The sequence below is a fragment of the Corynebacterium sp. genome (genome assembly GCF_030538285.1).
In the GTDB taxonomy this organism is placed as follows: Bacteria; Actinomycetota; Actinomycetes; order Mycobacteriales; family Mycobacteriaceae; genus Corynebacterium.
Map to the genome: position 1 here is coordinate 46,674 of NZ_JAUNUG010000005.1, position 11,932 is coordinate 58,605.

11 protein-coding genes and 1 tRNA gene are annotated in these 11,932 nt (G+C 64.6%); 9 read left to right on the forward strand and 3 right to left on the reverse strand.

What is annotated here, in order from left to right:
- Positions 1 to 305: 305 nt before the first annotated feature.
- Positions 306 to 1,769, reverse strand: coding sequence for a 30S ribosomal protein S1 (rpsA, locus tag Q4G50_RS03005; RefSeq protein WP_303376163.1), 1,464 nt, complete (start codon positions 1,767 to 1,769; stop codon positions 306 to 308).
- 194 nt (positions 1,770 to 1,963) lie between these two features.
- Between rpsA and Q4G50_RS03010 the strand changes: the two genes are divergently transcribed.
- The 3 genes from Q4G50_RS03010 to Q4G50_RS03020 are packed head-to-tail and all read left to right on the forward strand — an operon-like array spanning position 1,964 to position 3,716.
- On the forward strand, positions 1,964 to 2,722 hold the full coding sequence (locus tag Q4G50_RS03010) for a class I SAM-dependent methyltransferase (protein ID WP_303376164.1): 759 nt from the start codon (positions 1,964 to 1,966) through the stop codon (positions 2,720 to 2,722).
- Positions 2,719 to 3,126, forward strand: coding sequence for a hypothetical protein (locus tag Q4G50_RS03015; protein WP_303376165.1), 408 nt, complete (start codon positions 2,719 to 2,721; stop codon positions 3,124 to 3,126). Before Q4G50_RS03010 ends, Q4G50_RS03015 begins: the two co-directional genes overlap by 4 nt.
- The gene (locus tag Q4G50_RS03020) at positions 3,123 to 3,716 is read left to right on the forward strand and encodes an HAD family hydrolase (RefSeq protein WP_303376166.1); all 594 of its coding nucleotides are present in this window, start codon (positions 3,123 to 3,125) and stop codon (positions 3,714 to 3,716) included. Before Q4G50_RS03015 ends, Q4G50_RS03020 begins: the two co-directional genes overlap by 4 nt.
- A gap of 83 nt (positions 3,717 to 3,799) precedes the next feature.
- Here Q4G50_RS03020 and polA read toward each other — a convergent pair whose 3' ends face one another.
- Positions 3,800 to 6,424 (reverse strand): DNA polymerase I, encoded by a 2,625-nt coding sequence (gene polA / locus Q4G50_RS03025; RefSeq protein ID WP_303376211.1) that lies wholly within the window; start codon positions 6,422 to 6,424, stop codon positions 3,800 to 3,802.
- Positions 6,425 to 6,510: 86 nt separating this feature from the next.
- Between polA and Q4G50_RS03030 the strand changes: the two genes are divergently transcribed.
- The 4 genes from Q4G50_RS03030 to Q4G50_RS03045 all read left to right on the forward strand — a co-directional run bounded on the left by Q4G50_RS03030 (position 6,511) and on the right by Q4G50_RS03045 (position 9,133).
- Positions 6,511 to 6,584, forward strand: a tRNA-Leu gene (locus Q4G50_RS03030).
- A gap of 141 nt (positions 6,585 to 6,725) precedes the next feature.
- Positions 6,726 to 7,952, forward strand: a complete 1,227-nt coding sequence (locus tag Q4G50_RS03035) for a Na/Pi symporter (protein WP_303376167.1) — start codon at positions 6,726 to 6,728, stop codon at positions 7,950 to 7,952.
- A gap of 12 nt (positions 7,953 to 7,964) precedes the next feature.
- Entirely contained in the window at positions 7,965 to 8,186 is a 222-nt protein-coding gene (locus Q4G50_RS03040; protein ID WP_303376168.1) for a hypothetical protein, read from the forward strand.
- Positions 8,183 to 9,133, forward strand: a complete 951-nt coding sequence (locus Q4G50_RS03045) for a substrate-binding domain-containing protein (protein WP_303376169.1) — start codon at positions 8,183 to 8,185, stop codon at positions 9,131 to 9,133. The genes Q4G50_RS03040 and Q4G50_RS03045 overlap by 4 nt, the downstream gene beginning before the upstream one ends.
- 25 nt (positions 9,134 to 9,158) lie before the next feature.
- On the opposite strand, the gene Q4G50_RS03050 is transcribed toward Q4G50_RS03045, so the two are convergent.
- Positions 9,159 to 9,977: a GDSL-type esterase/lipase family protein gene (locus Q4G50_RS03050; protein WP_303376170.1), complete on the reverse strand. Its 819-nt coding sequence runs from the start codon at positions 9,975 to 9,977 to the stop codon at positions 9,159 to 9,161.
- Between the two features lie 135 nt (positions 9,978 to 10,112).
- Between Q4G50_RS03050 and Q4G50_RS03055 the strand changes: the two genes are divergently transcribed.
- Together Q4G50_RS03055 and porA are read left to right on the forward strand one after the other, a co-directional pair.
- Positions 10,113 to 10,694, forward strand: coding sequence for a 2-oxoacid:acceptor oxidoreductase family protein (locus Q4G50_RS03055; RefSeq protein ID WP_303376171.1), 582 nt, complete (start codon positions 10,113 to 10,115; stop codon positions 10,692 to 10,694).
- The gene (gene porA, locus Q4G50_RS03060; RefSeq protein WP_303376172.1) at positions 10,687 to 11,931 is read left to right on the forward strand and encodes a hypothetical protein; all 1,245 of its coding nucleotides are present in this window, start codon (positions 10,687 to 10,689) and stop codon (positions 11,929 to 11,931) included. Before Q4G50_RS03055 ends, porA begins: the two co-directional genes overlap by 8 nt.
- Position 11,932: the final 1 nt, after the last annotated feature.

An 11,932-nucleotide genomic window follows, 5' to 3' on the forward strand; every position in this document is an offset into this window, starting at 1 on the left:
TCCGTCCGGGCTGTTGTCATGACCACTTCATGTCCGATGGGCCGTGGATCCTGTCCGGTTTATCCCGGAGTATTGGCATTATGCCCATCATAGGCCTCAACCGGAAAAGAACACAAGGGATCATAAGATGTGTCGCCGAACACTGGTCATGACCAGTCTGCACATCGAATTGACGCGGTCGAAAGCAGGCCGCCACCCGCCCTAAAGGCACTGCTTTCGACCCTTCCCGCTAGGAACGCAGGGGACGCAGAAAGGCCCCGCCCTCCCCACTCAAGGGGAAGGACGGGGCCTTTCAGGCGGCTAAATTAGTTGCCGGCCAGCTTCTCGCGCAGAGCAGCGAGCTGCTCGTCGGAAGCCAGGGAACCACCGGTGGTCTCTGCCGGAGCCTCGGTGGACGCCGGAGCTGCGTCCTCGGACTCGGAGGAGTAGTTGGTGGCAGCCTGCTCGGCAGCCTCGGCGGCAGCGGCACGGTGACGCTCGATCTGAGCGGTGTGCAGCTGGTGGCGACGATCTGCCTCGGCGTAGCGGGCCTCCCAGGCCTGACGCTGCTCGTCGAAGCCCTCGAGCCACTCGTTGGTCTCCGGGTCGAAGCCCTCCGGGAAGATGTAGTTGCCCTGCTCGTCGTAGGAGTCGGCCATGCCGTACTTGGACGGGTCGAACTCGTCGGTGTAGTCCTCGTCAGCCTGCTTGAGGGACAGGGAGATACGACGACGCTCGAGGTCGATGTCGATGACCTTGACCATGGCCTCCTGGCCGACGGTGACGACCTGGTCCGGGACCTCCACGTGGCGCTGAGCCAGCTCGGAGATGTGGACGAGGCCTTCGATGCCCTCCTCGACGCGGACGAACGCGCCGAACGGGACGAGCTTGGTGACCTTGCCCGGGACGATCTGGCCCACAGCGTGGGTGCGGGCGAAGACGCGCCACGGGTCCTCCTGGGTCGCCTTCAGCGACAGGGAGACGCGCTCGCGGTCGAGATCGACGTCGAGAACCTCAACGGTGACCTCATCGCCGACGGTGACAACCTCAGACGGGTGGTCGATGTGCTTCCAGGACAGCTCGGAGACGTGCACCAGGCCGTCGACACCGCCGAGATCGACGAAGGCGCCGAAGTTGACGATGGAGGAGACAACGCCCTTGCGGACCTGACCCTTCTGTAGCTGGTGCAGGAACTCGGAGCGGACCTCGGACTGGGTCTGCTCGAGCCATGCGCGACGGGACAGGACCACGTTGTTGCGGTGCTTGTCCAGCTCGATGATCTTCGCCTCGAGCTCCTGGCCGATGTACGGATCCAGGTCGCGGACGCGACGCATCTCGACGAGGGAGGCCGGCAGGAAGCCGCGGAGGCCGATGTCCAGGATGAGGCCGCCCTTGACGACCTCGATGACGGTACCGGTGACCGGCTCGTCCTTCTCCTGCAGCTCCTCGATGGCGCCCCAGGCGCGCTCGTACTGTGCACGCTTCTTGGAGAGGATCAGACGACCCTCCTTGTCCTCCTTGGTGAGGACCAGTGCGTCGATCTGATCGCCGACCTCGACGACCTCGTCCGGGTCAACATCGTGCTTGATGGACAGCTCACGGGACGGGATGACGCCCTCGGTCTTGTAGCCGATGTCGAGCAGAACCTCATCGCGGTCGACCTTGACGACGGTGCCCTCGACGATGTCACCATCGTTGAAGTACTTGATCGTGGCGTCGACTGCTGCGAGGAAGTCCTCAGCGGTGCCGATATCGTTGACGGCAACCTGAGGTGTAGTGGTGTTGGGCATGTGTTCAGTTGCTCCGAATTGGATAGGAGATAGAAAGTGGACAGGAACGTATCTCTCGGCTTCGTCCGATCTCACCCCGCGCATGCGCGGACCCTCCTATTACAGTCCACTGCACCGCAAGACACAGACACGCCCAATACACACTAGTGCCTTGACCAGTCAAGGGCAAATACCACGGGAAGCGACGGAAGTCCATGATCACACCGGAAACATCCGCCTCACAGGCAGCTCGTGCGAACCGTTCGTGGTGGGACCTCGACGCCGCCGACTATCATGACCGGCACGCCTCCTACCTCGACGGATTCCACTGGTGTCCGGAGATGCTCGCCGAATCCGAGGCCCGCCTGCTCGGCGACGTCTCCGGGCTCACCGTGCTGGAGATCGGCTGCGGTTCCGCGCCCTGTGCCTCGTGGCTGGCGCGGCATTCCAGCGCGTTCGTCACCGGCTTCGACCTCTCGCCCGCGATGCTCGCCCACGCCGACGGTCGCGTCCCGCTGACCCAGGCCGACGCCCAGGCACTCCCCTATCGCGACGACTCCTTCGACGTCGCTTTCTCCGTCTTCGGCGCGCTCCCCTTCGTCCCCGACATTACAGCGGTGCTTATCGACGTCGCCCGCGTCCTTCGCCCCGGCGGCCGCCTGGTGTTCTCGGTCAACCACCCCATGCGGTGGATCTTCCCCGATGATCCGCAGGCTTTCGAGGCCCAGATCAGCTACTTCGAGCGGGAGTACGTCGAGCACGACGCCAACGGCACTGTCACCTACGCGGAGTTCCACCGCACCCTCGGCGACTGGGTTCGGGCCCTCGATACGGCCGGGTTCCACCTCGTCGATCTCATCGAACCGGAGTGGCCGGAGCACCTGAAACAGAACTGGGGCCAGTGGTCTCCGGAGCGGGGTCGCATCTTCCCCGGCACCGCGATCTTCGTGGCGCAACTAGGCTCGGGGGCATGAACCTGAGTCCTGACATCACACCCGCTGGCGCCGGTTCCATCACCGACGGCACCATCCGCTTCGACCGTACCCTGCCGGGTTCCGTGGAAGAACTCTGGGAGGCCGTGACCGCGCCCGTCGACGATGACACTGTCATCTACGACTTCGGGGACGAGGGCCGTGCCACCGGCGAGGTCACCCACTCCGATCCGCCGCGGGCCCTGGTGCACACGTGGACCTGGCCGGGCCTGCCGGAGTCCTTCGTCACCTGGAAAATCGGCGAAGGCAACATCCGGCTCACCCACGAGGGACTGCTCGGCGAGGAGGCCGTCGACTACGCCCTCGGCTGGCACCTCATCCTCGACGAGATCGAAGGCGTGCAGTCTGATCCTGCCCAGCTTCACGAGTACTACACCGCGCTATGACCTACTGGCTCTTCGACATCGATGGCACGCTCGTCGACTCCACCCCGGCCGTCGAGCGCGCCTGGCGCATCTGGGCCGCCGAGAACGGAGTCGACGGCGAGGCTATCCTGCAGGTCAGCCACGGTCGTCGGGCGAAGGACACCCTCGCGGACTTCCTGCCTCCCGAGCGTATCGACGCCGCCTACCACCGCCTGCTCGCCCTCGAGATGGCTGACCTCAACTCGGTCGTGGCGCTGCCGGGCGCTGCAGAACTCTTGGCCTCACTCCCCCGCGAGCGCTGGGCGGCGGTGACCTCGGGAGGTCGCGAACTCATGAGCGCCCGCCTCGCGGCCGCCGGATTACCGGTGCCGGACGTGCTGGTCACCGCGGAGGATGTGGAGGTGGGCAAACCCGACCCGGCCGGCTATCTCCTCGCGGCCCGCCACCTCGGGGCGGACCCCGCCGAGTGCGTCGTCGTGGAGGATGCCCCCGCAGGGCTCGAGGCTGGTGCACGCGCCGGCTGCCGCGTCATCGCCGTGGCGACCTCCCACTCCCCGGAGCAATTGGCGGGCTTCGAGATCATTCCGGACCTGACCCACCTGGATCCCTGAAAATCTTACGTCCGCGAGGGTGCCGGGCGGCATAACCCCAGGTCAGTAAAATCTTGATGTAAGAGAATCAGGCCACCCCCGATCTAGTGCGCCGCCTCGTCCCAGTTCGCCCCGGACCCGGCCGAGACCTCCAGCGGGACGCGGAGGGTGATCGCCGAATCCATCTCGCGCTCGAGGATCTCACGCACCTGCCCCAGCTCGCCGGGGGCGATCTCAACCACCAGCTCATCGTGGACTTGAAGGAGGACGCGGGACTTCACGCGGGCGTCGATAAGCGCGCGATCGACGCGGATCATGGCGACCTTGATGATGTCCGCCGCCGTGCCCTGAATCGGCGCATTCAACGCGGCGCGCTCGGCGTTCTCGCGGGCGACGCGGTTATCGGACGTAAGCTCCGGCAGATAGCGCCGCCGTCCGAACAGCGTCGAGGTATAGCCGTCCTTGCGTGCCTGCTCCACCACCTCGGCGAGGTAACGCTTCACCCCGCCGAAGCGCTCGAAGTAGTTCTCCATGATGCCCTTCGCTTCCCCAGCGGGGATCGACAGCTGCTGGGAAAGCCCAAAGGCGGACAGGCCGTAGACCAGACCATAGGACATCGCCTTCACGCGACGCCGCAGCTCAGGGGTGACCTCGTCGATGGGGACGTCGAACACGCGCGAACCGACGTAATTGTGCAGGTCCTCGCCATCCCGGTAGGCCTCGATGAGCCCGGGGTCCTCAGACAGATGCGCCATGACACGCATCTCGATCTGGGAGTAGTCGGCGGTGAGCAGGCATTCATAGCCCTTGCCGACGACAAACGCCGAACGGATCCGCCGGCCCGCCGGGGTGCGCACCGGAATGTTCTGCAGGTTGGGATCCGTGGAACTCAGACGCCCGGTGGAGGCGACGGTCTGATTGAAAGTGGTGTGGATGCGCCCATCCGACTGCACCGTCTTGATCAGGCCCTCCAACGTGGTCTTCATCTTCTGGTACTCACGGTGCGCGAGCAGATGATCCAGGAAAGGGTGCGGGTTCTTCGCAGCCAGCGCCTCAATCTCGGCGGCGGCGGTGGAATAACCCGTCTTGGTTTTCTTGGTCTTGGGCATGCCGAAGGTATCGAAAAGCACCACCTGCAGCTGCTTCGGGCTCGACAGGTTGAGGTTCGGGTCGCCTGCCAGCTCCCGCGCGGCGGCTTCCTCCTCCTTGACCTGCTCGATGAACGTGGCCAGCTGATCCTCCAGCGTGTCCACGTCCACAGCGATACCGGTCGCCTCCATCCGGGCAAGGATCGCGGAGAGCGGGATCTCCAGATCCGCGTACAGCTCATAGGCGGAGATCTCCTGCAGCTGCTTGGCCAGCTCCTCCGACAGCTCCAGTACGGCCGCCGCGGAATCCACTAGCGAGGTATCGCCCAGCAGAGACAGCTGCCCCTCCGGCTCGGCGAGTTGGCGCTGCAGATGGCGCTGGTAGACATCCTTGAGCTCATAGGTGCGCTGGCCGGGGCGCAGCAGGTATGCCGCGATGGCCGTGTCGTGCGTGACGCCACCGAGCTCCATCCCGCGACCGGCGAACATGTGGAACGCCGCCTTCGCGCCGTGCAGGTACTTCGGGTCCTCCGACGCCAGCCACGTGGCCAGGGCCTTATCGTCGGCCGGGTCGAGTTCGGCGACTTCGGCGCTGACGGCATGTCGTTGCTTATCGACGATCGCCACCGCCTGCACATCCCCCTGATTCGGGCGCGCGTCACCGACCGCGAACAAGGCCAGGCCCTGCCCCGCGCGGGCGGGCAACCACTCGGAGAGGGGCTGGTCGTCGACGGTGACGTCGATAAGCTCTTCGGAGGTGGATTCCAGCGTGCCTTCCGTGGGCACCACCGCGAGGATCCGTTCGCGGAGGTTGGCGCCGAACTGCAGGTCATCGAAACGCGCGGCGACTTGCGCCACATCCGCGGGACGCTGGGTGAGCTGATCCGGGCCGACGGGCAGCTCCATATCGGTGAGCATGTGCGTGAGCTGGCGGTTGAGACGCACCTGGTCGAGGCGCTCGCGAAAATTATCGCCGGCCTTGCCCTTGATCTCCGCGGCATGCTCCAGCAGGTTATCCAGCGTGCCGTACTGCTGGATCCACTTCGTCGCCGTCTTCTCCCCCACGCCCGGAATGTTGGGCAGGTTATCGGACGGGTCTCCGCGCAGCGCCGCGAAATCCGGGTACTGCGCCGGGGTGAGCCCATACTTCTCCTCCACCGCGGCCGGGGTGAAACGATGCAGCGTGGACACCCCGCGCATCGGATACAGCACCGTGACCTCATCGGAGACCAGCTGCAGATAATCGCGGTCCCCGGTGATGATCAGCGTCTCAAAACCCAGGGGCTGCGCGGCGGTGGTCAGCGTGGCGAGGATGTCATCCGCCTCGTAATTCGCCATGCTCAGAGTCTGGATACCCAGGTCCTCCAGGATCTCCTGCAGGATGTCGACCTGCCCCTTGAACTCCGGCGGCGAAGCCTCACGCTGCGCCTTGTACTCGGGGAACATCTCCGTACGGAAAGTCTGGCGCCCGACGTCAAAAGCCACCGCGATGTGGCTCGGACGTTCCTCGGCGAGGATATTAGCCAGCATGGAGAGGAAACCGTAGACGGCGTTGGTGTGCTGTCCCCCGGTCGTCGAGAAGTTCTCGGCGGGCAGAGCATAGAAGGCACGGAAGGCCATCGAGTGCCCGTCAATGAGCAAAAGGCGGTTGTTCTCAGTCACGCCATCCCAGTGTAGCCAGCCTGATTGCCGGAGCAGGGGGAGCATGGATTAAGATGATTAGGCACGCCCTCGTAGCCCAACTGGCAGAGGCAACGGATTCAAAACCCGTACAGTGTGGGTTCGAATCCCACCGGGGGCACCCTTTTAACTCACGCAGAATTACCCCCTGGTCAACTACCGGTTCACCAGGGGGTTTCCTCGTGGACACCACCTGATCCTAGAGTGAGAGCGCTCCACGTCGGGCCACCCCCGACCCGCGCACACCACAGGAGACAATGACGTGTCCACCCCCACTATGCCGGACGCCCCCGAGGTTCCCGCAGACCAGGTCGAGGCCGCAGCGCGCAGCCCCCTGGAACGCTTCGGACTGCAGGGCAAGGCCCTCGACATCGCCAACTGGGTCGCCGTAGCCCTGGGCATCTACCTGCTCATCACGGCCGTCAGCGTGATCGGTGATGGATTCAAGGCAGCCACCGGCGGCCAGGCGGAGGAACTGTTCGCCTTCGCCTCCAACCCGCTCATCGCCCTGATGATCGGTGTGCTGGCGACCGCGCTTATCCAATCCTCGTCGACTGTCACCTCCATCACCGTCGGCCTGGTCGCCGGTGGTCTGCCCATGGCCACCGCCATCCCCATGCTCATGGGCGCGAACATCGGTACGACACTGACGTCCACGCTGGTCTCCCTGGGCATGGTCCGCCAGAAGGAAGACTTCCGACGCGCCTTCGCCGCCGCCTCCGTGCACGACTTCTTCAACCTCCTGGCAGTGGTCATCTTCCTGCCGCTGGAGATGATGTTCGGCATCCTCGACCGCACCTCCACTTTCCTCGCCGATGGACTCGCCGGTTCTGATGGTGGGCTTTTCGCCACCATCTTCGCCGGCATCGGCACCGCGGTGACCACCGTGACCGATCCGCTGGCCGACCTCATCGGCATGATCGGTGATCTCCTGCCCGCCCCGTGGGGTGGCATCCTGCTGATCGTCATCGGCATCGGCCTGATCCTCGCGGTGATCAACTTCATCGGCGTGCTGCTCAAGGTCGTCATGGTGGGCAAGGCCAAGAAGGTCCTTCACAACGCCATCGGCCGTGGCCCGCTGTCCGGCATCCTGTCCGGCACCCTCATCACCGTCATGGTGCAGTCCTCCTCCACGACGACATCGCTGATGGTGCCGCTGGCCGGTTCCGGCACGTTCTCCCTCAAGCAGGTATACCCCTTCACACTGGGCGCGAACATCGGCACCACCATCACCGCCCTCATTGCGGCCTTCGCCTTCACCGGTGTGGAAGCACGCCTGGCGATCCAGGCAGCTCTGGTGCACCTGCTGTTCAACCTTTTCGCCACGGTTTTGATCTATGGTCTGCCGTTCCTGCGCAACATCCCCATCTTCGGCGCCACCACCCTGGCCCGGCTGGGAGCCGAGAACAAGCTCTACATAGCCGGGTGGGTCCTCGGCGTCTTCCTGGCACTGCCGGCCCTGCTCATCTTCCTCACCGTGATTTTCTAGAAGGAGCCCACCATGACCACTGATCCCAAGCTCACCCTGGAAGAGCAGCTCGAGGAGATCCTCGCCGACACCGAACGCCGTCTGCAGGAACTGCAGGAGCAGCGCCAGCGCGAAGAGATCGAGCGTCTGCCCGAGCTGTTCGCCGCGACCAGCAGCCGGTGGCTCAACATCCGTTTGTTCATCGACGAACTGATGACTGATCTGCGCGGCCGCAAGGACGAGGAGGAGGCATGATGTCCCACCGTGCCACCGCCGCGCTGATCGCCGCCACCCTGATGCTCAGCGGCTGCACCGCAAGCGACGACCCCATCCGTATCACCGGTTCCTCCACGGTCGCGCCCATTACCGCGCACATGGCCCGCGCCGAGCAGGTGGCCATCGAGCAGACCACCGACGGCACCCTCGACGGTTTCGAGGAGTTCTGCCGGGGCGATTCCCACCTCAACAACGCCTCCGTGCCGATCCCTGCGGACTACGTTGACCTCTGCGCCGACAATGATATTGAGTTCATCGAGCTGCCTATCGCGCTCGATGCTCTGTCCGTGGTGCGCAACTCCGCCAACGGCGCCGTCCAAGACATCACCCTGGCAGAGCTGAGGGAAATCTGGGCGCCGGATTCCCAGGTCACCACCTGGTCAGACGTGCGCACTGAGTGGCCCGACGAGGAGATTGTCCTGGTGGGGCGCCCCGCAGGTTCCGGTACCTACGACTATTTCACCGGCGCCGTCAATGGTGAGGCCGGAGCCATCCGCGATGACTACCGTTCCACCGACGACATCGATGAGCTCACCGGGTGGATCGCCGACGACAGTAATGCCCTCGGGTTCATGGGTATCGGTAACTATCTGGCCGCCGACGAAGCAGACCGCAACGTCATGGCAACCCTGGCCGTGGACGGTGTTGAGCCGTCTCTGGCCGGCGTGCAGGACGGCTCCTACCAGGCACTCACCCGCCCGTTGTTCCTCTACGTCTCGGTCCCGGCGCTCGAGGAACGCGCGGACGTGGAGGAGTTTGTCACCGGCTACCTCGACGAGGTCTACGATCATCTGCCGCTGGTGTACTACTACCGATTCGAGGCAGAGACCTATGACAAGGTGCGCGCTCGATTTGAGGAGCGCGTCACCGGGACGCTTCTCGATGGTGTGGATCCCGCCGAGGCCGACATCGAAGAGCTGCTCTAACCCCGACGCCAGCAAGGTGCGCGTTTTAGAGCATCGCGGCGCCGTTGTTGCGGGCCAAAACCTCATTGCCCAGGTCCGTGGGGTGCAGCGACATGGTGTAGCCCGGGCTGGTGAAGTCGATGACGCCAGCGATGTAACGGGAGGCATCGGGGGCGCAAGTGTTGTGGCCGCGCGTCATCGCGTAGTAGTCCACGAAGATCATGCCGTTGCGCTCGGCGCCGACGCGCTGCATTTCACGGATGTTGTTTTCCACCTGATGACCCGGGACCGGGATGCCCAGCGGCAGGTTCGGGATGACCTGGATGGGGCACAGGCCGGTGCCATTGGTCACCTCCAGCATGCCGGCAACGATGATGCGGGCACCCGGCGCAACGCTGCGGATCTTGGCGGCGGCGATGGAGAGGTTGTGGGAGAAGCGCTCGGTCATCGACGGCACGTTGCTGGAGTCCGCGCCTTCGCTGCGGCCGAAGGGGCCCCAGTCATTGACGCCGATGGCCAGGTAGACGGCGCGGGTACCGCCGGTAAGATCGCCTTCCCGGATGGCGGCGTCGATCTTCCCCAGCATGGATCGGGAGGTCTCGGCGGTACAGGAGCGGTCCACGACGGGAACACCCGTCTGCCGGGCCATCTTGCGGGGCCAGTTGTGGGGGGATTGCAGACAGCCGCCCGAGGCGCGCGGGTAATCCGCGGGCACCATGTCAGAGGACAACGAGCTGCTCCGATAGTGGTTGTAGAACTGGTCCGGCATGGCGGTATAGGAGTCACCGAAGACGACGGCGTTGCCCGGCTGGGCCTGGGCGGGGGCGGCGGCAAGCAGGGTGGCCAGGCGGCGGAATCGGAGCATGGATTACTCCCAGGAGGGTTGAACTGACAACTACTTTCACATTCTCTTAGTCAGCGGCGAAAAACACACTCCTCCGCTTCCCTCTCCTGCGCAGTTGCCGCACATTTCGGGGGCCCGGCTCTTAGAGTGGACCATATGGTCGAAGTAAGAATTCACGGTCGAGGCGGGCAGGGCGTGGTCACCGCATCCGACCTCATTGCGATGGCGGCTTTCCAGGAGGGGCGTCACGCGCAGGCGTTTCCCTCCTTCGGATCGGAGCGCACGGGGGCTCCTGTGGTGGCGTACTGCCGCATCAGCGACACCCCGATCCGCACGCGGGAGCCGGTGCTGCACCCGGATCTAGTGGTGGTGCAGGACCGCACGCTGCTGCCGATCCTCAATGTCATCTCGGGATTGACGGAGGAAGGTTATGTACTCATCAATTCCTCGAAGCGCAGCGCTGAACTGGGGCTCAGCGATCTGCAGGCCCGCCAGCCCGCGGGGCATTTCATGACGCTCCCGGCCACCGACATCGCCCGCGAGCACACGGGCCGCACCGTGCCGAATGCAGTGCTGCTCGGCGGGGTGGCGGCGTTGACCGGTCTCTACCGGATGGAGTCGGTGGCCCACGCCATCATGGCCCGTTTCCCGGGCAAGGTCGGCGAGATGAATGTCGCTGCCGCGCGGGCGGCTTATGACCTGGTCGTATCCAAGCAGCAGGAGGCAAGCCATGCTTAAGCAGATCGAGGGTTCCCAGGCGGTGGCCCAGGCCGTCGCCGCGTGCCGTCCGGAGGTCATCTGCGCCTATCCGATTTCCCCGCAGACCCACATCGTGGAGGCCCTATCCGCGATGAGTAAGAAGGGAGAGCTGGGCAGTTGCGAGTACGTCAACGTCGAGAGTGAGTTCTCGGCGATGTCCGCCTCCATCGGCGCGTCGGCGGCAGGCGCCCGCTCGTACACTGCGACTGCCTCGCAGGGCCTGCTGTTTATGGTCGAGGCGGTGTACAACGCCTCCGGCCTGGGTCTGCCGATCGTCATGACGGTGGCCAACCGCGCCATCGGCTCGCCGATCAACATCTGGAACGACCAGACTGATTCCATGTCTCAGCGCGACTCCGGGTGGTTACAGCTGTATGCCACTGATAACCAGGAGGCCGCCGACCTGCACGTCCAGGCCTTCAAGATCGCCGAGGAGCTTTCCTTGCCGGTGATGGTGTGCATGGATGGTTTCATCCTCACCCACGCGATGGAGCAGGTGGATATCCCGGAAATGACGGACGTCGATAAGTTCCTTCCTCCCTATGAACCGCGCCAGGTGCTGGACCCGGCCGCCCCGATCTCCATTGGTGCGATGGTCGGCCCCGAAGCATTCACTGAGGTGCGCTACCTGGCCCATCACAAGCAGCTGCAGGCCCTGGATGTGATCCCGCGGGTGAGCGCGGAATTCGCCGAGATCTTCGGCCGCGATTCCGGTGGGCTCATGCATCACTACCGCATCGAGGACGCTGAGACGATCATCGTGTGTCTAGGGTCGGTCACCGGCACGCTGCGCGATGTTATCGATGAGCGCCGCGGGCGGGGCGAGAAGATCGGCGTGCTCTCACTGGTTTCCTTCCGCCCCTTCCCCGCCGCCGCGGTCCGCGCGGCGCTGAGCAACTGCACGCGTTTCATCGTGCTGGAGAAGGCATTTTCCGTCGGCATCGGCGGCATCGTCTCCTCGCACTGCCGCGCCGCAATGCGGGGCAAGCGCTTTATCTGCCACGAACTCATCGCCGGGCTCGGCGGCCGTGACATCACGAAGGATTCGCTGCACGCCTACCTCGACAAGGCTGTCGTCGACGAGGTGGAGGATACGACCTTCCTGGACCTTGATCACGAGCTTGTCGACGCCGAGCTTAACCGCGAGAACACCGAACGCCGCTCCGGTGCCATTCCGGAGAACATGCTCCGCGACCTAGCCGCGAGGGAGAACTGAC